The sequence below is a fragment of the Crocosphaera sp. genome, assembly GCF_030064895.1.
Taxonomy (GTDB): Bacteria; Cyanobacteriota; Cyanobacteriia; order Cyanobacteriales; family Microcystaceae; genus Crocosphaera.
In genome coordinates, this window is sequence record NZ_JASJEB010000101.1 from 15,580 (window position 1) to 38,197 (window position 22,618).

The 22,618-nt window shown below is 37.1% G+C and carries 19 protein-coding genes and 1 tRNA gene; 11 read left to right on the plus strand and 9 right to left on the minus strand.

The genetic code is table 11. The annotated features are described in order from the left end of the window. The 5 genes from QNJ66_RS19715 to nrtS all read left to right on the plus strand — a co-directional run bounded on the left by QNJ66_RS19715 (position 1) and on the right by nrtS (position 5,335). The gene (locus tag QNJ66_RS19715; protein WP_300510027.1) at positions 1 to 2,250 is read left to right on the plus strand and encodes a WG repeat-containing protein; all 2,250 of its coding nucleotides are present in this window, start codon (positions 1 to 3) and stop codon (positions 2,248 to 2,250) included. 280 nt (positions 2,251 to 2,530) lie between these two features. Continuing rightward, the gene (cysK, locus tag QNJ66_RS19720) at positions 2,531 to 3,493 is read left to right on the plus strand and encodes a cysteine synthase A (RefSeq protein WP_300510029.1); all 963 of its coding nucleotides are present in this window, start codon (positions 2,531 to 2,533) and stop codon (positions 3,491 to 3,493) included. Positions 3,494 to 3,530: 37 nt separating this feature from the next. After that, positions 3,531 to 4,229, plus strand: coding sequence for a J domain-containing protein (locus tag QNJ66_RS19725; protein ID WP_300510031.1), 699 nt, complete (start codon positions 3,531 to 3,533; stop codon positions 4,227 to 4,229). Between the two features lie 21 nt (positions 4,230 to 4,250). Beyond that, the gene (locus QNJ66_RS19730; RefSeq protein ID WP_300510033.1) at positions 4,251 to 5,105 is read left to right on the plus strand and encodes a methyltransferase domain-containing protein; all 855 of its coding nucleotides are present in this window, start codon (positions 4,251 to 4,253) and stop codon (positions 5,103 to 5,105) included. Beyond that, positions 5,105 to 5,335: a nitrate/nitrite transporter NrtS gene (nrtS, locus tag QNJ66_RS19735; RefSeq protein ID WP_300510035.1), complete on the plus strand. Its 231-nt coding sequence runs from the start codon at positions 5,105 to 5,107 to the stop codon at positions 5,333 to 5,335. The genes QNJ66_RS19730 and nrtS overlap by 1 nt, the downstream gene beginning before the upstream one ends. 893 nt (positions 5,336 to 6,228) lie before the next feature. Here the strand turns inward: nrtS and QNJ66_RS19740 are convergent. The 3 genes from QNJ66_RS19740 to QNJ66_RS19750 all read right to left on the minus strand — a co-directional run bounded on the left by QNJ66_RS19740 (position 6,229) and on the right by QNJ66_RS19750 (position 7,923). Continuing rightward, a complete protein-coding gene (locus QNJ66_RS19740) occupies positions 6,229 to 6,369 on the minus strand; it encodes a DNA-binding protein (protein ID WP_300510037.1) in 141 nt (46 codons plus the stop codon). A 454-nt stretch (positions 6,370 to 6,823) separates the two neighbouring features. After that, positions 6,824 to 7,762 carry an isoaspartyl peptidase/L-asparaginase gene (locus tag QNJ66_RS19745; protein WP_300510039.1) on the minus strand — a complete coding sequence of 313 codons (939 nt, stop codon included), beginning with the start codon at positions 7,760 to 7,762 and terminating at the stop codon, positions 6,824 to 6,826. Continuing rightward, complete coding sequence (locus QNJ66_RS19750; protein ID WP_300510041.1) at positions 7,759 to 7,923, minus strand: DUF2256 domain-containing protein; 165 nt, start codon at positions 7,921 to 7,923, stop codon at positions 7,759 to 7,761. Before QNJ66_RS19750 ends, QNJ66_RS19745 begins: the two co-directional genes overlap by 4 nt. Before the next feature lie 85 nt (positions 7,924 to 8,008). Here QNJ66_RS19750 and QNJ66_RS19755 point away from each other — a divergent pair, with 85 nt between their 5' ends. Together QNJ66_RS19755 and QNJ66_RS26250 are read left to right on the plus strand one after the other, a co-directional pair. Continuing rightward, entirely contained in the window at positions 8,009 to 8,329 is a 321-nt protein-coding gene (locus QNJ66_RS19755; RefSeq protein ID WP_300510043.1) for a metalloregulator ArsR/SmtB family transcription factor, read from the plus strand. Next, the gene (locus QNJ66_RS26250) at positions 8,322 to 8,594 is read left to right on the plus strand and encodes a fatty acid desaturase (RefSeq protein WP_366146297.1); all 273 of its coding nucleotides are present in this window, start codon (positions 8,322 to 8,324) and stop codon (positions 8,592 to 8,594) included. Before QNJ66_RS19755 ends, QNJ66_RS26250 begins: the two co-directional genes overlap by 8 nt. Before the next feature lie 24 nt (positions 8,595 to 8,618). Here QNJ66_RS26250 and QNJ66_RS19760 read toward each other — a convergent pair whose 3' ends face one another. After that, positions 8,619 to 9,242: a GDSL-type esterase/lipase family protein gene (locus tag QNJ66_RS19760; RefSeq protein ID WP_300510044.1), complete on the minus strand. Its 624-nt coding sequence runs from the start codon at positions 9,240 to 9,242 to the stop codon at positions 8,619 to 8,621. Between the two features lie 669 nt (positions 9,243 to 9,911). Here QNJ66_RS19760 and secA point away from each other — a divergent pair. Then, entirely contained in the window at positions 9,912 to 12,716 is a 2,805-nt protein-coding gene (gene secA, locus QNJ66_RS19765) for a preprotein translocase subunit SecA (RefSeq protein ID WP_300510045.1), read from the plus strand. A gap of 95 nt (positions 12,717 to 12,811) precedes the next feature. Here the strand turns inward: secA and QNJ66_RS19770 are convergent. Next, positions 12,812 to 12,897 (minus strand) — tRNA-Ser (locus QNJ66_RS19770). Between the two features lie 165 nt (positions 12,898 to 13,062). Beyond that, positions 13,063 to 13,335, minus strand: coding sequence for a hypothetical protein (locus QNJ66_RS19775; protein WP_300510046.1), 273 nt, complete (start codon positions 13,333 to 13,335; stop codon positions 13,063 to 13,065). 120 nt (positions 13,336 to 13,455) lie between these two features. Here QNJ66_RS19775 and QNJ66_RS19780 point away from each other — a divergent pair, with 120 nt between their 5' ends. After that, positions 13,456 to 13,920 carry a single-stranded DNA-binding protein gene (locus tag QNJ66_RS19780; RefSeq protein WP_300510048.1) on the plus strand — a complete coding sequence of 155 codons (465 nt, stop codon included), beginning with the start codon at positions 13,456 to 13,458 and terminating at the stop codon, positions 13,918 to 13,920. Between the two features lie 83 nt (positions 13,921 to 14,003). Next, complete coding sequence (locus tag QNJ66_RS19785) at positions 14,004 to 14,807, plus strand: DUF4351 domain-containing protein (protein ID WP_300510051.1); 804 nt, start codon at positions 14,004 to 14,006, stop codon at positions 14,805 to 14,807. A 292-nt stretch (positions 14,808 to 15,099) separates the two neighbouring features. Here the strand turns inward: QNJ66_RS19785 and QNJ66_RS19790 are convergent, their stop codons facing one another. The 3 genes from QNJ66_RS19790 to QNJ66_RS19800 all read right to left on the minus strand — a co-directional run bounded on the left by QNJ66_RS19790 (position 15,100) and on the right by QNJ66_RS19800 (position 21,201). Then, the gene (locus QNJ66_RS19790) at positions 15,100 to 16,254 is read right to left on the minus strand and encodes a GNAT family N-acetyltransferase (protein ID WP_300510053.1); all 1,155 of its coding nucleotides are present in this window, start codon (positions 16,252 to 16,254) and stop codon (positions 15,100 to 15,102) included. An 87-nt stretch (positions 16,255 to 16,341) separates the two neighbouring features. Continuing rightward, the gene (locus QNJ66_RS19795; protein ID WP_300510054.1) at positions 16,342 to 18,879 is read right to left on the minus strand and encodes an aminotransferase class III-fold pyridoxal phosphate-dependent enzyme; all 2,538 of its coding nucleotides are present in this window, start codon (positions 18,877 to 18,879) and stop codon (positions 16,342 to 16,344) included. Between the two features lie 72 nt (positions 18,880 to 18,951). Continuing rightward, complete coding sequence (locus tag QNJ66_RS19800) at positions 18,952 to 21,201, minus strand: MMPL family transporter (RefSeq protein ID WP_300510055.1); 2,250 nt, start codon at positions 21,199 to 21,201, stop codon at positions 18,952 to 18,954. A gap of 380 nt (positions 21,202 to 21,581) precedes the next feature. Here QNJ66_RS19800 and QNJ66_RS19805 point away from each other — a divergent pair. Then, positions 21,582 to 22,618 (plus strand): transposase (locus tag QNJ66_RS19805; RefSeq protein ID WP_300510057.1); only part of this gene is annotated, 1,037 nt, incomplete at its 3' end.

Below are 22,618 nucleotides of genomic sequence, written 5' to 3' on the forward strand. Positions count from 1 at the left end.
ATGAGTTACTGTCTTAATAACGGTTGTCAGCATCGGGAAAATTCATCTCAAGATCAATTTTGTCAGTCTTGCGGTTCAAAGTTGCTTTTAAGGGAACGTTATCGCGCGATTAAAATGATTGGACAAGGTGGTTTTGGGAAGACTTTTTTAGCAGTAGATAATGATAAACCGTCTAAACCTCCCTGTGTGATTAAGCAATTTTTTCCTTCTTCTCAGGGTACAAATAGTGTGGAGAAAGCAACGGAATTATTTAATGAAGAAGCGTCGAGATTAGAGGAATTAGGACAACATTCTCAAATTCCTGCGTTGTTAGCACATTTTGAACAAGAAGATAATTTATATTTAGTTCAAGAATATATTAATGGAGATAATTTAGCACAAGAATTAAAAACAGAGGGAGTATTTACTGAAGCTAAAATTAGGGATTTATTGCTAGGTTTATTACCTGTGGTGCAATTTGTTCATGAAAATAATCTTATTCATCGAGATATTAAACCAGAAAATATTATTATTCAACAGGGAAATGAAGAAGATAAATTCTTTTTAGTTGATTTTGGTGCAGCGCGACATGCAACAGGAACAGCTATCTTAAAAACGGGAACAATTATCGGTGATCCTCGTTATATTGCGCCTGAACAATTGTTAGGAAGAACGAATTTTACTAGCGATTTATATTGTTTAGGACTTAGTTGTATCCATTTATTAACAGGGGTTGATACTTTTACTTTATTTAGTAGCTATGAAGATGCTTGGGTATGGAGAGATTATTTAACAACTTCTGTGAGTGATGAATTAGGACAGATTTTAGATAAAATGGTGCAGAAGGCAATTAAGAAAAGGTTTAAGACTGCTCTTGAGATTTTAAAGCTTTTGAATCCATCAAAAACACCTCCTAATATTTCTTATCCTCCTGTTATAAATACTCCAGAAATATCCCCGATTAATCCTTCTAATCCCGTTATAAATACTCCAGAAATATCCCCTAATATTACTTCTACTCCTGTACCCAAAGATAAAATTATATCTACTCCAGTAACTACTTCTATACAGTCTCAACCGGTAGATTCTCAGCCAATTTTATCCCCAGAAAAAACCAAACCATCAACAAAAATTGTTTTAGATAATCAGAAAATAATTCCTCCCGTAGTCCCTATTTCAATAGGTAATAAATGGGGATACAAAGATCAAACTGGAGAAACTGTTACGATACAGCTTTTGGATAAGGTAAAAGAATTCTCTGAGGATATAGAAGGATTGGCAAAAGTTTGTATTGATAATAAGTGGGGATATATTAATGAAAATCTAGAGGTAGTTTTTGAACCTCAATTTGATTGGATTAGAAGTTTTTCTGAGGGGTTAGCTGAGGTAAGAGTAAAGAATAAATGGGGCTATATTGATAAAAGTGGTCAGATAATTGCTCCTATTAAATTTGATGTAATTAGTCCTTTTTCTGACGGTTTAGCTAAAGTAAGAGTGGACAAGAAATGGGGCTATATCGATAAAAGTGGTCAGATAATTATTCCTATCGACTTTGATGAAATTAGTCCTTTTTCAGAGGGGTTAGCAGGCGTAAGAGTAGGTAATAAATGGAGCTATATTGATAAAAGTGGTCAGATAATTGTTCCTATTGAATTTGATAAAATTAGTCCTTTCTCAGAGGGATTAGCTGGCGTAAGAGTAGGTAATAAATGTGGCTATATTGATAAAAATGGTAAAATAATTATTCCTATTCAATTCAATTCAATTATTCCTTTTTCAGAGGGATTAGCTGGCGTAAGAGTAGGTAATAAATGTGGCTATATTGATAAAAATGGTAAAATAATTGTTCCTATTAAATTTGATCAAATTAGTCCTTTTTCAGAGGGATTAGCTGGCGTAAGAGTAGGTAATAAATGGGGCTATATTGATAAAAATGGTAAAATAATTGTTCCTATTAAATTCGATGCAATTAGTCGTTTTTCTGAGGGATTAGCTGGCGTAAGAGTAGGTAATAAATGGGGCTATATTGATAAAAATGGTCAGATAATTGTTCCTATTGAATTTTATGAGATTAGTCGTTTTTCTGAGGGATTGGCTAAAGTAAGAGTAGATAATAAATACGGCTATTTTGATCAAACTGTTGAAATAGTTATCAAACCTAAATTTATAGAAGCTGATGACTTTGAAAATGGACGTGCATTAGTGACAAAAAAAGGACTATTTAGCACAAAAAAAGGTTATATCAATAAGCAAGGAAAATTTATTGATTAGTTTCCATCTGATTGATTTTTAATTTAACGTGGAAACTGTTTCTAGTGACATCATGGATGAAGTGTTAGGGAAACTAGAAACATTGTTAACTTAAAACTAAAAATGATGCTAATATTTCTTTTAAATTAAAGATGGGAAGATCATTAAAATGAGTGAGCAGTGAGCAGTTATCACGTCATTAGTTTTTGAAACTCTAAAAAAACTGTAAAAATACGGATTAAGTGAGCAATAAGGGGATACAACCAAAGAATAAGTCATTAAGTATACCAAAACAAACCAGATGAAAATTGCTCACAATATTACTGAATTAATTGGTCACACTCCCCTTGTCCAATTAAATCGTATTCCCCAAGCAGAAGGCTGTAAAGCGCAGATTGTCGTCAAATTAGAAGGAATGAACCCGGCCGCATCCGTCAAAGATAGAATTGGCGTAAATATGATTAATGCAGCCGAAAAAGAAGGATTAATTATTCCAGGTAAAACCCTCTTAGTTGAACCCACTTCCGGTAATACAGGTATTGCCCTAGCAATGGCAGCAGCAGCCAAAGGATACAAGTTAATTTTAACCATGCCCGAAACCATGAGTCAGGAACGTCGGGCCATGTTAAAAGCTTACGGCGCACAATTAGAATTAACCCCAGGTAGCGAAGGGATGAGTGGTTGTATTCGTCGGGCCCAGGAGTTAGTAGAAACCCTGCCCAACGCCTATATGTTGCAACAATTCAACAATCCAGCTAACCCCGAAATTCACCGTTTAACCACTGCCGAAGAAATTTGGGAAGATACCGATGGACGGGTAGATTTTTTGATCGCTGGTGTTGGAACCGGGGGAACCCTTACCGGTGTAGCTGAAGTAATTAAGCAGAAAAAAGCCAGTTTTCAGGCCATCGCAGTTGAACCCACTACCAGCCCCGTTTTATCAGGAGGAAGCCCCGGAGGACACAAAATACAAGGCATTGGTGCCGGTTTTGTACCTGGGGTGTTGAAAGTAGAATTGATCGATGAAGTTGTCACAGTCACCGATGACGAGGCCATGAGTTATGGCCGACGGTTAGCCAAGGAAGAAGGGCTATTATCCGGTATTTCTACAGGGGCAGCTTTATGCGCTGCCATCAAAGTTGGTCAAAGACCCGAAAATATCGGTAAACTGATCGTAATGATTCAACCCAGTTTTGGAGAACGTTACTTAAGTACACCTCTTTTCCAAGATGTAGAACCGCCTCAACTGGCCATGGTTCATTAAGAAAGGGTTGGTTGCTGTCCTCATTCCTTAGACTGTCATGAAATCTACGAATCATTATCATATCCTCCAAATTAGCCAGACTGCCAGTCAAACGGAAATTAAACAGGCGTATCGCCGTTTGGCTAAACGGTTTCACCCTGATAGTCGACGGGAAACGGCTAATCATGAACAAATTATCCGCATTAATGCTGCTTATGAGGTTTTAGGCGACCCTCAAAGACGACAAACCTACGATCAGCAGTTGATTCCTAATTATCCTTCTTTTCGACGACAAGAGAGGACAGCCCAAGCCCAGTCTTATTATCATAATTGTCGCGCTGCTGAACAAGTTTCTGTTGGTTTAATTGATCAATGGTTGAAAACTGTTTATCGTCCCATTGATCGCTTAATTTCGGGGATTTTATCCCGTTTAAATAAGCAAATTGATGATTTAGCTGCCGACCCTTTTGATGATGAATTAATGGCTGTTTTTCAAGATTATGTTCGTTGTTCTCGTCATGATTTACAACAAGCAAAAAGTATATTTTCAGGGCAACCTAACCCTCCGAAACTAGCTAAAATAGCAGCTATTCTTTACTATTGTTTAAATCATATTGCGGATGGAATTGAAGAGTTAGAATGGTTTTCTTGTAATTATGATGACTCTCATTTACATACTGGTCAAGAATTATTTAGAATTTCCTATCGATTATTAAACGAAGTTCATCATAATGTTGCTTCAATTTCTAACTGTTAAAATAAATATAAAATAAACATAATGACTAACACATCCAACCTATCAGAAAATATCGCTAAATTTTATGACACTTCCAGTAATTTATGGGAAAAAATTTGGGGTGAACATATGCACCACGGTTACTATGGAAGAGGAGGCAACTATAAAGTTGATCGTCGTCAAGCACAAATTGATTTAATCGAAGAACTATTAATTTGGGCTAATATTAAAGAGGTTTCTAACTTAGTTGATGTAGGGTGTGGTATTGGAGGAAGTACCCTCTATTTAGCTGAAAAATTTAACACCAAAGCAACAGGAATTACCCTATCTTCTGTACAGGCAAATAGAGCCACGGAAAGAGCTAGTGAGGTCAAATTAGAAGAAACAGCACAGTTTCAGGTGGCTGATGCCCTAAATATGCCCTTTCCAGACGATAATTTTGACCTGGTATGGTCTTTAGAAAGTGGGGAACATATGCCGGATAAAACGAAATTTTTTCAAGAATGTTATCGGGTATTAAAACCAGGTGGAACTTTTATTTGTGCAACTTGGTGTCATCGTCCTACTAATTCTTGGGCAGGGGAATTAACGGAAGATGAAAAACAACATTTAGAAGAAATTTATCGGGTTTATTATTTGCCTTATGTTATCTCTTTACCGGAATACGAAACTATTGCTAAAAACTGCGGTTTCAGTAATCTTAAAGTAGATGATTGGTCGATGGAAGTGGCACCTTTTTGGGATATTGTCATAGACTCGGCTTTAAATTTAGAAGCGATCTCAGGGTTATTAAACAGTGGTTGGCAAACCGTAGAAGGGGCATTATCATTAGGGTTGATGAGTCGAGGTTATGAACGGGGTTTAATTCGTTTTGGGTTGATTTCTGGACAAAAATAATGAAATTTTGGTTGGGTTTTTTAAAAGCTTTATTTGACAAAAAATTGAGTAAAATGGCAATTAAAGTTGCTTTAGTCGTGGGTTCAATTTTGTTTACTATTAATCATGGAAAAGCCCTTATGGAGGGAAAAATGACCCGAGATCGTTGGCTTTCTGGACTGTTAACTTATTGTGTTCCTTACATGGTTAATATTCACGGACAGTACGTCATAGGTTCTAGTGAAAAGTAGAAAAAATTATATTCATTAAATTTTAATGGTATCTAGATAGTAATTTGATACTAATTAATGTTATGACATTTTATTTATTTCTGTTGCCTGTTCCCTAAAACAAAAATTTATGTGTTCTAACGATTTTGTTTAATACGATAATTAATATTATGGTTGACATTGTGATAAGATATTCCAAAAATTATTAAGTGCGTACTCTTTAAAAGATATTGACTTAGTATTCTTAAGGGTTTTTATTAATTTGACGGGAGAACAAACTTGATTTTGGTACAGGTCAGAGACCATAATATTACCATCATCTGTAGCTTGAATGTAAATTATTTTTTGTTCATTTGAATTCAATAATAAACGTTCTAACTCTTGTTGAACAATATTGAGAAATAAGTTCATAAGAGCATTACAGTTTAAGGTTAGATTTGTAACTTTCATCGAAAAATTGGGTATGAAACCCCCTCCTTAAGGATGGCTTGACATTAATTGTGATATAGTAAGAACATACCTAAAGGGAAAAACCACGCAGTGGGCAAAAGCACCTTAAAAACTGGCTATAAGAAGTTCTGTACACAAATGCTTGTACAGGTAAAATATCCAGCAACAAGTACAAAAAGCTTTGCCTGAGTCATACTGATGGGCTGTCGGGACGTATCTCTGAAATGGGATAAAAGTCTGTGGAATCTGTGTAAGACGCTTAAACTTTAAACTATGGTATGCAAGGGTGAACGAACCAGAAACCTAAATTGTGAGGTTTAGGAATCACCACCCTTTCAGAGTGCGATCTGGAGGTCAACCTTTTAAATCCTCATCCAACTTAAATGTTGGTAATTCTCGTCCCTCTATAGGGATGTTAGGGGGACGAGAATTACCGACCAATAAATAAACTGGGAAGCATCCATTTAATCAGGGTTTTTGGGTAAGCGTTTAATGTAATCTCGAATGATCTCAGCAACAGATAAATCTTTGCTTTTAGCGTATCCGTTGATTTTTTCATATTCATCTTGATTAACTCGAACGACTATCCGTTTATTCCTGGTCATTGTGTGCCTTTATGTGTTAACATAATTTTATTAAGAGAGTCTGTAATACGCGCCTGTGCGCACCATAAAAACAACAAAGACTATTAGGTTCAATTCAGAATTTCTAGTTAACCCGTGAAACGGTAAAAGTATTGAGGGAACTAGATGATTACAGAATTGTTCGGTACAAAAAGACGGTGAGTCTCATAGTCTCTGCCTGCGGAGGGTTAAGTGGTTGCATTCCCTGCGAAACAGGAAGCCCTATCCGTGAGGTGGGGAAGCCCTCGGTATAGCGTCAGCTTACCGAAAGGAGAACGTCACAAAATAGCATTGTGCCAAGTCGAAACCCTGATAGTTCACAGTATAGTCAGCAAAAATATGAAGACGCAGTGATTAGACTCACAAAGATCAATTAGTGAACTACCCCAACTTTTGAGAAGTTTAAGTATCAAGGAAACCGATTTTGCTCAAAAATCTAACAATAACCCATTAATTCCTCTGTTTGCCATTCTAAAGTATCCCCAATAGTTGAACCATTATGATAAGCTGCCAGTAAAACTTCGCTGGTTTTGCCCCAACTTATCACACCATTATGATCCAAAGCGATCGCACCTAAATCTCGATCGCGTTTTTTAGACTCTGCCATCGATTTTTGCATCGCATCGGGCAAAGATAAACCATCTCCCACACGAATAACCACCCGTGCAGCGAAACATTCGTTAATAATATCTTCCCCCACACCGGTACAACTTACCCCTGTGTCTGCGGTAGCATAATTACCAGCCGGCATCGCTGAATCACTCACCCGGCCAATTCTTTCTAAACCCTTTCCTCCCGTAGAAGTACCGGCCGCAATTTTACCCTGACTATCCAACGCAACCACACCAATAGTTCCCCGTCGTGCTTCATTCGACTCTTTACTGGCGAATAAACGCCCCATATTACTCTGAAAATCCTCTTTCCACTCCTCTATCCATTCCTTGGCCCGAAACTCTGTTAAGGGGTCATAAATTGGGATATTTAATTCTCTGGCCAATTCCATTGCCCCCATATCCGAAAGAATGCGATCGCTTTCATCTTGCAAATATTTGGCCAAGTTGATGGGGTTTTTGACACGGGAAATATTAATGACACCGCTAAAAGTTTGATTAAACCCTTCCATGAGGGATGCACTCATACGAATTTGTCCATCGGATTGTAACACCGAACCGGTTCCGGCGTTGAAACTGGGTTCATTTTCTAGTAACTGACAACCCCTAACCACTGCATCTACTGCTGTTCCTCCATCGTTCAATAATTGATAAACTTCGGTGACGATATTGTGGAGGATGGGACGCACTTTGGCTAAACCCCCTTTATCATTTAGGGAACTAGCACCACCATGAATGATAAGTTTGGGTTGGGTTGTAGTCATGAGTTGTTATCCTGTATTTGAGAGCGTCTTCGGCGACATCTTTCGGAGCAATACTTAACATCATCCCAACATTTGGCCCATTTTTTGCGCCATGTAAAGGGACGGCCACAAACGGGACATATTTTTGTGGGTAAATCGGATTTTGAGCGTTGACGAGTCATTTAGTTCGGTTATTCAGTGAGCAGTTAACAGTTGTTTCCTATTGTTTTATGATAAATAGAATAGACTTATTTTGACTATTTATTGATGGTAATAGCAACTTCTAACAGTTCATCTACTATTTTATTAGGGTTTCGGGCTTTATCTGATCCCATTCGTCTGCAAGTTTTGTCTTTACTAAAAACCCAAGAATTATGTGTTTGTGATCTTTGTGAAAAATTAGAGATTAATCAATCTAAGCTTTCTTTTCACTTGAAAAATCTTAAGGATGCTCAGTTAGTTAAGTCCCGTCAAAAAGGTCGTTGGATCTATTATCGTTTAAATTCGTCTCAGTTTGCCCTACTGGAAAACTATTTATCTCAATATCAACAAATTAAAGATATTTTACCTACTTCATCTTGTGAATAATTTTGATTTTTTTACAATTAGAGACTGTCTATTTGCTGTTAAAAATATCGGGAATTGGGTTAATTGGTTAATGGGAGGTCTTCCCTATCACTCAATTCACCATGCTTTTCCTGCAATTCCTTTTGACAAATTGCCTGAAGCTTATCAGGCAGTTCAAATAGTCCTAAAAAAACATAATCAAATACCTTTAGAAATGGAAACAGGATATTGGCAAAGTTCAATTAAACACAGCAGAGTTCACAGTTCACAGTTTAATAATGGATAATGAATAAAGGAACTAGGAATCTAATTAACTTCCTAAGGAAAAATATATTTTTTCAGCCCAAAGATTATACCCTTGCTCATTGAGATGAACTCCATCATTTGTATATTTTGGCTTTAATTGATTTTCTTCATCAATAAAATAACGATGAAGATCGATATATTGATACTTAAATTGTCTGGCTAATTTTTTTAACTGCTCGTTCACATTTATCACATCTTGATTATTAACAATGGAGTTATAATCTCGGTTATTGATAGGCAGTACACTTTGAATATAAACTTCTGTTTCTGGGGTTTGTTCTTGAAATAAGGTGAGAATTTTTTTATAGTTCATAATGATTTCATCTACCGTTATTCTTTCATTGCCTAAATCATTAACTCCAATCATGATAAAAATTTTCTTCGGTTGAGTTATAATAGTTTCATCAATTCTATTTAATACTCCTGCTGTGGTATCTCCACCAATTCCCTGATTTATGATTTGCTCATTGTTGAACAGTTTTTTCCATTCTCCATACTCTGTTAAACTGTCTCCCAAGAAGACAATATTTTCACTAGAACAAGTTTGTTGTTGAAGGTCTATCATGTTGTTAATGTAGTAATTTTTTTGATATGTGTTATGTTGAAATTGAGCAATAAAACTGTTCATAAATACTCCATAAACTAAACGATAAATATTCTCTTTCTTTGATCTTAAACCTAGTATAAGCAAAGAGAAACAAAACGTAATTGTCAAAATAACTATCAAAAATGGTTTGTTTTTAATCATTTTGATTATAATTAAGCCCAATTTCCTAAACTACTGTTTAACGGCCGTTGACCCCTACAATATAAACATCTATAGTCTAAGATAATTTGTCAAAAATACCCATCAAATACTCATAATTTGTCAAGCTCAGTTTACAAAAATTATTGACTAGAACATAAGAATTACATATTATCTCACTGGCCTTGTTGCACTTACTTTGATGCTCAACAGGGTTATAAATAGGCAAAACAGAGACTTCACTTAAATTTGGTGTTATTTTTACTTACAGCAAGCCTACTCTATTCCAAAAACAGTATATCTGAAAATTTACAAAAATACAAGTCTTCATTTTCAGGCAAATTTTCGGAAAATCGGCAAAAACTCTTTTTTCATGAAGTTAGATTAAGCAAAAAAATATATTAAAATAAATCATACATTAATAAAAAAAGATAAGTTAAAGCAATCTTTGAGTAAAAGCAAAACTGCAATCAAGACAAAATTGAGGATAATAAGAGAATCAGATGATACAACCTACCATATAAACTAGAATAAAGAATAAAACGATACCTTATGCTTAAAGCTCTATTTGGCGATCCTAACACCCGTAAAATCAAAAAATTACAACCCATCGTTGCAGAAATCAACTTACTCGAAGAAGATATTCAGCAATTATCCGACGAACAACTGAGGAAAAAAACCGTTGAATTTCGTGAAATGTTGGATAAAGCCAACAACGATGAAGAACTAGAGGATATTTTAGAGGAAATTCTCCCAGAAGCCTTTGCAGTTGTCCGAGAGGCCGGAAAACGAGTCTTAGGAATGCGTCACTTTGACGTACAGTTATTAGGGGGAATGGTACTCCATCAAGGACAAATAGCCGAGATGAAGACAGGGGAAGGAAAAACCCTCGTTGCGACCCTGCCGGCATATCTTAACGGACTCACCGGCAAAGGGGTTCATATTGTTACAGTTAACGACTATTTAGCCCGTAGGGACGCAGAATGGATGGGTCAAGTCCATCGTTTTCTGGGTTTAACCGTGGGACTTATCCAGTCAGGAATGAACCCAGAAGAACGTAAAAAAAATTATGCTTGTGACGTTACCTATACCACCAACAGCGAACTAGGATTTGACTATTTACGGGACAACATGGCCACCGCAATGGCTGAAGTTGTACAAAGACCCCCTAATTATTGCATAATCGACGAAGTTGACTCAATTTTAATCGATGAAGCTCGTACACCTTTAATTATTTCCGGTCAAGTAGAACGACCCACGGAAAAATATATTCAAGCTGCTGAAATTGCCAAAAACTTAGAACTACAAGAAGACGAAGAAGATCCCAAAGACTACGAAGTAGATGAAAAAGCTCGTAACGTTTTGATGACAGATCAAGGCTTTGAAAAGGCAGAACAATTATTAAAAGTGACCGATCTTTACGATCAAGAAAACCCCTGGGCCCACTATATTTTTAACGCCATCAAAGCCAAAGAATTATTCACCAAAGACGTTAATTACATAGTCAAAAATAAAGAAGTAGTCATCGTCGATGAATTTACCGGTCGTGTCTTAGCCGGAAGACGCTGGAGTGATGGACTACACCAGGCCATCGAAGCTAAAGAAGGAGTTCCCATCCAAAAAGAAACCCAAACTCTAGCCACCATTACCTATCAAAACTTCTTCCTGTTGTACAACAAACTCTCAGGGATGACCGGAACCGCAAAAACCGAAGAAACCGAACTAGAAAAAGTCTATAACCTGCAAGTAACAATCGTTCCTACAAACCGTCCTCCCCAACGCTACGACTACGCTGACGTAGTTTATAAGAACGAAATAGCCAAATGGAAAGCCGTAGCATCAGAAGTAGAAGAACTACACGAACAAGGCCGTCCCATTCTGGTTGGTACTACCAGCGTTGAAAAATCAGAAGTCATTTCTAACCTCTTACAAGAAAGTAACATTCCCCATAACATTCTCAACGCTCGTCCCGAAAACGTAGAAAGAGAATCAGAAATTGTTGCTCAAGCAGGACGTAAACAAGCTGTTACCATTGCCACCAATATGGCAGGACGAGGAACCGACATTATTTTAGGCGGTAACTCCGACTATATGGCCAGGCTAAAAATTCGGGAATATCTTATGCCTCAAATTGTTATGCCAGAAGACGATAACCTAATGGCAGCAGGAACAGGAGGTAATGGTAGTCGTCGTCCCCAAGGCTTTGGAAAGGATAGTAAAAAGAAAAAATGGCAACCCTCAGCCGATATTTTTCCAACCCAACTCTCCCCAGAAACTGAAAACCTGATCAAAGCAGCAGTAAAATTTGCCGTCGATCAATACGGACAGCAAAGCTTATCCGAACTAGAAGCCGAAGAAAAAATTGCGATCGCCTCGGAAAATGCTCCCACAGAAGACCCAGTGATTGAAAAATTGCGGGAAGTCTATAAAGCCATTCGCAAAGAATACGACGCATTTACCGACAAAGAACAGGAAGAAGTGGTAGAAAACGGAGGACTCCATGTTATTGCTACCGAACGTCACGAGTCCCGTCGTATTGATAACCAGTTACGGGGACGGGCCGGACGACAAGGAGACCCCGGATCAACTAAATTTTTCCTCAGTTTAGAAGATAACCTCTTAAGAATTTTTGGGGGCGATCGTGTGGCCGGGTTAATGAATGCCTTCCGCGTTGAAGAAGATATGCCTATCGAGTCCAAAATGTTGACCCGTTCCCTAGAAGGGGCCCAGAAAAAAGTAGAAACTTTCTACTATGACACTCGGAAACAGGTATTTGAGTACGACGAGGTAATGAATAACCAAAGACGGGCCATTTATGCCGAACGTCGACGGGTACTCGAAGGTTTAGACCTCAAAGAACAAGTGCTACAATACGCCGAGAAGACAATGGATGAAATTGTCGATGCTTATGTTAACCCCGAGTTACCTCCCGAAGAATGGGATGTAGAAAACTTAGTGAGTAAGGTCAAAGAGTTTGTCTATCTTCTCGAAGATATGACCGCTCAAGATATGGAAGATATGACCGTCCCAGAGATGAAAATCTTTCTCCACGAAGAAGCTCGTAAAGCTTATGATATTAAAGAAGACCAAGTGGATAAAGTTCGTGCTGGTTTGATGCGAGAAGCAGAACGCTTCTTTATTCTGCAACAGATAGACACCCTATGGCGTGAACATTTACAGTCAATGGATGCTCTACGGGAGTCTATTGGTTTACGAGGTTACGGACAAAAAGATCCTCTCATCGAATATAAACAGGAAGGGTACGAAATGTTCCTCGAGATGATGATCGATATCCGTCGCAATGTGGTTTATTCTCTGTTCCAGTTCCAACCCCAAAGTCAACCCCAGGCTGTTTAGTTGGTTGAAGGAAAAGGATAATAATACTTAGGAAGTTGCCTATCCTTATGCTAGGGATAGACAACTTCTGACTTCTGACTTCTGACTTCAAAAAGCGGAGAGGGTGGGATTCGAACCCACGTTGGCTATTAACCAAACCCGATTTCAAGTCGGGCGCGTTCGACCACTCTGCCACCTCTCCTTAATTCATCCCCAATTCTAACATGATTTTAGCTTTTCGCCGACAAACTCAACACTATAGGTAAGGCAATACTGGGTTAAGTTTTGATACACCAAATTAAAATATTTTGTAGGCCGAAGGAAAAAAGAAGATAAGAAAATATCTCTTTTCCCTTTGCCTTTTACCCTATTCTGCGTCAGCTAGGGCAAAGAAACCAGGAACTCTTCCTGCTGCTGCACTACCATCTTTTTGTGATAGGATGACAGCACTGATTTGATCGCTCATTACAGCAACTTTTTTCTCTGTTTGTTTCTCACAAGTTAACTCAATTAACTGAGAAGTGCCTGATTTCATGGCATTGACAATTTGATCATAAAGTGCTTGTGCATCTTCAACTTCTTTGCGTTGTACAGAAATGGGAAGGGGAGTGTATTTTAAAGCTAAATCAATACTAATCATCAATGCTCCTTGCGTTAAATGCTTTCTTTATTATTATGATTGAAAATTGGAGGTTGTGGGAATGTCAGAAGAGGGCAAAATGATAAAATAGTAATACCGTTGATCTTGGAAATTAAATAAATGAATAGTTGCGTGTTGATGGCGAAAGTCATTCAGAATCCTGAATTACGCTACACTTCAGATAATCAAACAGAAGTTGCACAAATGTTAGTCGAGTTTGAAGGTAGACGAAGCGAAGATCCTCCTGCTACCCTCAAAGTAGTGGGATGGGGTGGTTTAGCAACGCAGATGAAAGAAACCTGCACCGAAGGCGATCGCTTAATTCTGGAAGGCCGTTTATCCATGAATACATTTGAACGGAAGGAAGGGTTTAAGGAAAAACGTGCAGAATTGGTCATTTCTCGCTTTTATCCTGTGGATGGTGTAGCTAGTTCTTCTTCAACTGGTAATGTAGTCCCTTTTGATGCTGCTAAATCATCTCAACAAAAAGATAGTAGTTTTCCTCAAAATAACTACGATCTCGATGAGTCACCACAAACATCAACTTCACCTACAGATGACGTTGATGATCCCATTCCTTTTTAAGAAAATTTTTGTTGCATAAACAATTTTTTTCGGGCTTAATATTATTAAGCCCCTACGAGACTTAAATAACTCACAATAATGCCATGTTATTAAACTATAATCCTAAGCATTGTCTTCCCTCTGCTGAAGATTTACCGGACTCTGATGATACACCTGTAGATAATCAATTACAACACTTAATTCCTGGACTTTTAGAAGCTATTCTGGCATTAATTTGGGACAAAAGACAAGATTGGTATTTTGGGGTGGATATGGGTATTTATTATGATCCTTATCAACCTGCTATTGTCCCTGATGGTTTTTTAAGTGTTGGGGTTCCTCGTATTATTGATGAAGATTTACGGTTATCTTATGTATTATGGGAAGAACAAAAGATTCCTCTTTTAGTATTAGAAGTGGTTTCTCATAAACGGAGAAAAGAATATACAAAAAAGAAAGATTTTTATGCAGAAATGGGAGTGTTATATTATGTTATTTATAATCCTTTGCGTAAAAGAAAACCCACATTAGAAGTTTATCAATTCAATAATGGAAAATATGAATTATTACAAGGTGAACCCATCTGGTTATCAGAATTAAATTTAGGAATAGGGAAAGAAATAGGACTTTATCAAGGAATTGAAAGAGAATGGTTATATTGGTACGATGAGAATGGTGAACGTTATTTAACCCCAGAAGAAAGAATAAAATCCGAAGGAGAAGCAGGAGAAAAAAGAGGTCAACAAAGTTTAATTTTACGTCAACTTAATCTAAAATTAGGTAATATTTCTTTAGCAACTGAACAAAAAATAAAAGAATTATCTTCTAGTCAATTAGATGATTTATCTCTTGCTTTATTTGAGTTTACGGACTTAAATAGTTTAAATAAGTGGTTAGATGAAAGGTAAGGTGGTTCACAAGTAAAAAGTTAGAAGTTCCTCACTCCGTTCCGGCGCTATCGCACAAAAGTCAAAAGTATAACCTCTTCCTAAAAAGAAGAAGATTCAATAAATGATAGTTTTCTATCTTTTTTCTTCATAAATAAAGAGACTTTAATACTGTCCATTTCTAACAATTAGACATTTTCTCATCTACATAGAATATTTGTACTGTTTAGCTGTCGGGTCAAATTCATTTTGAAGAGTGATCGCTTATCTCTAAAGTCCTCACAGTGAACCTTTTCCAACTCTTGTCACCCCGTCAACTGACAAAGACTTTGTATGAAGGGACTGGTAATGGAATGGGAAAAAGAGACTTGAAAAGCAGCCTGACTAACCAATAAAAAACAAAGCCTACTCCTTTTACATATATATATAAGGGTTTTTGATAACAACCTAATCTAGCTTTAAATACATCGGCTGTTTGACCAACTTCAATATCTAATAAATCAAATGTTAAAGCTTTTTCTAAAGACCTATAAGCTAAATTAAAATATAGATCGGATTCGGCATTAAACTTAAAATTTAATCCACAAAATAAACAGTAGAAAATAGCTTCATGATAAAGGGAAAACATAAAGCCAATTATTTCACTGTCATTATAAGCTAAGGTCAAACAAGCTTGTCCGGGAAAGTTCATCACTAATTCCTGAAAAAAAGTAATTGGTAAAATTTCTAATTTAGTTTTTGATTTATCGACAATAGCTTCGTATAGCTGATGAACTTCTGATGTGTATAGCTCTAGTATTTTTTCAGATTCTTGCACATCAATAAAATGAAATCCTGCCTTTTTAAATTTATTTCTTGATTTTCTAATTTCTTTACGATAGTTGGCTCTCAGGCTATGATAGTAATCATTGAAGTCAACAAAATTAGGGTTAAAATGATTCATAGGGAGACTATAAGCACGAGAAAAGCCTAGGTTTGATAAAATATCAAGCTGCTGACACTCAGAAGAATTAAACTCTTTATAAACAATTAAATTAGCTTTTTCTTTAATAGCCAACTTTTTTAGAAAATTATCGAGTAAGTTAATAATTTCTCCAGAATTGGCTTCTGTAGACATTATTAAGTGATTTTGTCCTAAGGAAATTGGCAGTCCACAAAATAAAATTTTAGTAGAAAAAAAACTGGGCAGAAGTTTTCGGAATAAAGATAGATATTTTTTGACATTTTTGTCACTTAAAATTGTTAGATCGGTTATAAAAGTAGATACAACGGAACAAGCCTGAGGATTTTTTTCTTGATCATAAAAAATTAGATACCAAAACTTACTGAACTGGCTCATAGATTTTTCGAGCGTTAATAAAAAACGAGCATCCATAAACACTTTTCTCTTATGTTGAGTAAGAATTCGTTCCCAGTCCTGTAAATTGATTTCTTGAATGGAATGATAAAGTTTATATGAATAGGTCATAAAAGAAATGGCTCTTGTTTTAAGAAATGATCTTCAATCGAAAATACTATTGCGCTACGGCAAAAGAAATAGATCCGAACTTTAGCACTAGGATTTTTGGTTAAAATAAAAGCCTCCCAAGGTAAACCCATGTTTGTGCGCCATTGATAACGCCCAGTTGACTCTTTCAGGAGTAATCATTCCATAGGAACCATGAGACTTAATCCCTTCAAGACCCATGAGTAACGTTTCACTCAAACAAGCAAATGCATGACCCGCTTGGAGGGGAATACCACTAATCACAAAATCTTTATTAGAAGGAAGACGAACAATACCCCCTTGAATGACTAAAATATCAGGCCGCTCATGATGAACAGACGAATGAACATCCGCAGGAACAGAAAGATCGCAAATGACCACGGGCTGCTGCCCTAAATGTTCTGCATAGATCAACGATTGAGCCGCATTAGAGGCTGAGACAATTAAAGAAGAAGAACGTAAATCATTGAAGTTATCCGTAGCTTGAATCGCAACATCCGGTGCTATTTCCCTAATTTTAGCGATCACAGCTTTCAACTTAGGAGAATTAAGATAACGAACCATCAAAACAATTTTTTTGACGTAGGGAGCCATCATAACAGCATAAGTAGAAGCAATATTCCCCGTTGCGCCGACAACAGCCAAACTCGCTTGAGATAAACTAATCTTCCGTTGTTGGGCTGCCTGTTTCAGCGCCAAAATTCCCATACCAACGGTCAAAGCATTGCCAGTTGTTAACCCAATATCAGGGGTTTTTATACGACGACAGTTGCGAGAGACAATAGACGTATAACCCCCCAAACCCACAACTTCACAGCCTTGTTCTTTGGCCATAATTACGGCCGATTCAATCTTCTGCATAATCGAATCTGTTTGTCTTCTTTCTAACTGATGCTTAATTTGTTGAGAGGTTAAATTTAATCCCATAAAACTTAAATGAACCTCGTCTCCCGTTTGGGAACAGACATGAACGCGATCAAGAACAGTTGGCCCCATCACAGATGAAGTTTTCGCTAAATAAGCTTCTAGTAATTTAGGCTCTAATGCTGCTAAAGAAGCATCACACAAAACCCCATGCTCAGACTGAATCAGATGTCCCAAAAAAGCGACACGACGCTGAGTTCGGGGCTTTTCTTGCTTCAAAGAAAGGGGAAATTTTAAAGGTGTGATTTTACCAGAAGGCAATCCTACTTGAAAAGCCGTCAGATGAACTAGATCTAACTCTTTAACGGCTTGACAGAAACAAGCTAGTGCCTTTATGAATCGATTAAGTTCTGACTCACGAATGTAAGCAGATGGCTGAATTCTGAGAGTGAGGGGTTGACTTAAGGTTGGCATAACCCTAATCTGATGAACATGAAGTAAATATGCGGCTGCGAGATAACCAAAGTATCCATTTTGAGAAAACATTCGCAACCCATTAGAGAGGGACTCTGATTGGTCATAGAGTTCAACTCCTATCATTAACCCTTTACCTCGTACCGCTTTAATTTCCTGAGGAAAACGAGTTTTTAATTCTTCTAAAGCCTCTAAAAAATTAGCCCCAACCTTAGCACAACGTTCAGGCAAATGATCCCGTTCCAGGATTTCTAATGCTTTGAGGGCAATTAAACAACTCAGATCATCTTCTGCAAAGGTAGAAGTTTGTTTGATAGAAAAGTCAGGAATAAAGCGATCTCGCTTAATCATCAAAGCTCCAATTTTGGCCAAACCCCCTCCCAGTGCTTTCGATAAACAAATATAATCAGGTTCGATTCCTAGAGACTCAGAGGCTAAAAAGGTTCCTGTCCGTCCCATTCCTGTTTGAATTTCATCACTCACTAAAGGAATATTATTAACTTGAGCGATCTCCACTAACCAGTCAATAAATGCCTGGGGATGTTCCTTAATACCACCTTCCCCTTGAATGGGTTCAAGAAAAATAGCAGCGACTTGAGAAACTTCCTTGCTCATCGTTGCCCAACCATGAGGATCATAGGGATCGAGATAACGAACTTGTAGCCCAAATGTTTGATTGACTTCTTTTTCCGGCCCACTTAACTGAATGGCTCCCAAAGTTTTTCCATGAAAAGACCCTTTAACTGCCCAAAAAATTGGACGTTTTCGTTCGAGATAGAGATGTCTTATGGCTGCTTCAATGGTTTCCGCTCCTGAGTTGGTAAAAATTGTTATGTAATCTCCAACTAATAGACTTAATCTTTCCCCTAATTGAGCGGCTCCTGAACGACAAGAACCTTGGGCAAGAAAGGGGATCTGATTTACAAAAAACTGTTGCGCTTTTGCTACTAATTCTGGATGATGATGTCCAAAGAGATTCGCTCCATATCCTCCAACTAAATCTAAAATTTTAACCAGTTGCTTGCCTTGTCGTTGCCAAAGAAAATCTCCCTCTCCACGTTCATAAACCGCATCTAAGTTCACTGTTTTGAGAAGGCGTATCAATTCTGGACGACAGTAATATTCATAGGCTTTGACCGTTAATGATTCATTTGGTAATTGTTCTTCGTTAGAGAAATAATCTTGCTCAGATAATGATGTTTTTTTTAAGTTCCAATGAGAACCTTCCTCTGACTTGATGGGGGAGGGGATTTGTTGTAACTTTTTCATCTTTTTAATAAGTAAGTGTTATGATTATGTACACATCTTGGAGTGACATTTAACTAATGAATTAGAGATATACTAATCCAATCGCCATTGAATGCGCTTAAGACGTAAAAACTCAGGAGCCCACCAATTCCATTTTCCCATTAGCTTCATGCTCGCTGGAACGAGAACAGCCCGAATCAAGGTAGAATCAAGTACAACTGAAATAGCAATTCCTAACCCTAATGCTTTAATAAAAATTAGATCGCTAAAGGCAAATGCCCCTGTAACGATAAACATTAATAAAGCTGCACTGGTAATAATTCTTCCTGTTTTTTCCAAGCCCTCTACAATACTGCCATGATTATTTCCTGTTTTATCATAAGCTTCCTTCATTCGTGTCAATAGAAAAACTTCATAATCCATTGAAAGACCAAACAGGATACAAAACATCACTATGGGTAATAGGATATCGATGTAGCCAACCGGAGTAAAATTGAGAAAACTCTTGAAATTTCCCTGTTGAAAAACAAAAATTAATGCCCCAAAAGAAGCACTAATAGACATCAGATTCAAAAATATAGCTTTAATCGGCAAAATCACTGATTGAAAAAGAATTGTCAGCGCAATAAATGTGACAATCATCATTGTTGCTAAAACCAAGGGAAAGCGATTCATAACAATATTAATCGTATCTAGGCTACGGGAAATTTGCCCACCAACAAGAATTTGTAACCCTTCATGATTAAAATTTTGCAAATCTTTGACTAATTCAAAAGAAGTCGGTGCATTACTATCTGTCTTACTCTTAATACTAATCACAGTTGTGGACTCATTGCTAAACTGTTTGATTTTATCTACGAAGGGGGCAGGCAATAATTCTAGGTTCTTATAAAGTCTTTGATAATCTTTCACATCAAGTTGCGGCCGAATATTAAAAAGACTTCTTACCTCTGCAACGCGAGCATCGCTTTGCCATGTTTCCACTAAGTTATAAAGAATGGCAATATTATCTTCTGATAAAATAGGTGCATTAGGATTAGTCGAACGAATTGCTACTAAAATCGGAGCCGTTTCTCCCACCCCAAAAGCTTTTTCTAACACCTCAACTCCTTGTCGCGCCTCAACATCACTGGGTAAGGTTTTGATTCCCCCTAGCCCCCAACGAGCATCAAAAAAGGGCGAAATCATTACTGTTACCACCATTAAAACTAGAACTGTGGCCAAAATGCTATGACGAATCACACGACGAGCAAAACTCCCCCAAAACCCTTGACTCCCATGACGAGGATTGATAATACACCAACGATTAATTGAGAAACCTAAAACCGACAATAAAGCTGGGACTAAGGTTAAAGCAGCAGCGATGGAAAGAAACACGACTACAGCCCCAGCTACTCCTAATGATTGTAAAAGAGAAATGGGAAATAACATTAAGCAGACTAACCCAATACAGGTGGTTAACCCAGAGAAAAAGACAGCCCTTCCTGCTGTATCTACTGTTTGGATTACAGCTTGTTCGATAGAACCCTTGGTTAATTCTTCTCGAAAACGACTCACCATGACAAGGGTAAAATCGATCCCTATCCCTAGTCCTAACATGGTGGTTAAATTGAGGGCAAAGATGGAAATCTCCATCTGTAAGGCTAATAGATACAATAGACCGGAACTAATTGAAACAGTCATAATGGCCATCGCCACTGGTAAGGTAGCAGCTACCACTGAACCAAAGACAAATAACAAGGCAATCAGTGTTAAGGGTAAGGCTAAGACTTCAGCACGAACTAAGTCTTTTTCACTAATCCGGTGATCTTCATAATCAAAAACGTCCTTTCCTGTTAAATAAGTTTTTAAATTATTGTTTTGATCATTGGTGAGAATTTTTTGAATCTCTGAGATAACAGAATAGACTTCAGTTCCTTTAACGGTTAATTCAATAGTGTTGTAACCAGTGCGTCCATCTTTACTTAAATATTCGGGATTTTTAGTCTCTATTGTATTATCCTTAACAGTCGATAAATGATGAATTTGGGATAGTTGTTTTTCGATTTCAGTTTGATGTTCAGAGAGAGGACTCTCATCTCTACTTTCAAAAACTAAAGTTAAAAAATCTGAATTAATAGAAAGCTCTTTTTGTAATAATTGTTCGGCTTGAAGTGCTTCTCCTGCATCATAGGTGGTAATGACACCTTGGAGAACTTTATCTAGATGGGGCGCAGTGGCTAAACTTATTAGTAATAATAGCCCCCAAATTGCGATTACGATAAAACGATAATGGTAGGTCAAACGACTCAATCTAACGAAAATAGAAGATTGACTGACTTTTTTGGGGATCGATGTTTTCATAAACTTTGAAAGAAAAACACAAGTAAGTTAGAGGATTTAAACTAAAAATAATCCTATTCTTGTTTCAATGTTAATTCTGATTAACTCAAGATTTCCTGAAAGTTTTCTGAAAAAAACCTTAAAAATAGCTTAAAGAATTTATTTGTTTGTGGCTCTTTATATAATGTACCCCAGAAACTGGACAAGGTGTTAAGATAGAAATGCTGTTCCTAAACTATTAACAACAAGAGAAAAAATTATACCAAGCAACACGGGCAGCGCAAAGCTCCCCTCTTTCAAGTGGGAGATGTGGCGCAACACGGGTAATTTATTGCCCGTGAATATTTCTTAATAAACGTCATGCTGTTTACTAAGTATGTTATGATAATAAAATGATAACAATGACCTACGATTTTAAGCTCAAGCCTAAAAAGTCTCAAGTCCAATTGATTGAGATGTATCTTGAAACGTGCAGGAAAATTTATAACTATGCACTTCAAGAGCGAAAAGATTGGGTTAATAGTCGCAAGTCTCCTATCAATGCTTGTTCGATTCATTCTGAATATATCATTAGTCCAGATACTTCTAGACCTACCTACAATTCTCAATGTAAGTCTTTAACAGAAGCCAAAAAAACCTATCCTAAATTAAAAGAACCTCATTCTCAAGTCCTACAGCAAACATTAAGAACTTTAGAGGCTGCTTTTGTCAATATGTGGGAAAGAGGTTTTGGTTTTCCTCGCTTTAAAAAGAAAATGAGAAGTTTTCTCTACCCATCAGTGAAGCAAGAATGGGTGGGTGATGGATGGGTGAAACTTCCCAAAATAGGGAAAGTTAATATGAGGATGTCTCGCCCTATCAGTAATGGGTTTCTCTTGAAACAAATTAGGGTAGTTAAACGAGCTTCAGGGTACTTTGTACAGTTAATCTATCAGTTAGGGGTTAATGTTCCTGAAACCTCTATACAGGGCTATCCATTAGGGGTGGATATTGGGCTTGATTCTTATTTAGCTACTAGCGAGGGAGAATTAGTCAAAAGACCTCGGTTTTTTAATCAACTTCATGGCAAGCTTAAATCGCTGCAAAGAAAGTTAAAAAACAAAAAGAAAGGGTCTAATAATTGGCAAAAACTTCAAGCTAAAATAGCTAGAATTTATCAAAAAATTCACGACACTAGAAAGGACTGGCATTTTAAACTGGCTCATCATTTATGTGACAAAGCTGGCATGATATTTGTTGAAGATATCAACTTTAAAGCATGGGCTAAAGGTTTGTTTGGCAAGCATACTAAGGATGCTAGTTTCGGTCAATTCTTCAACATCTTGGCTTATGTTTGTTGGAAAAGAGATGTCTATTTTCTTAAGGTAGATAAAGACTACACCAGTCAGATATGCCCTAATTGCAATACCCAAACAGGCAAAAAGAGTCTGTCAAATAG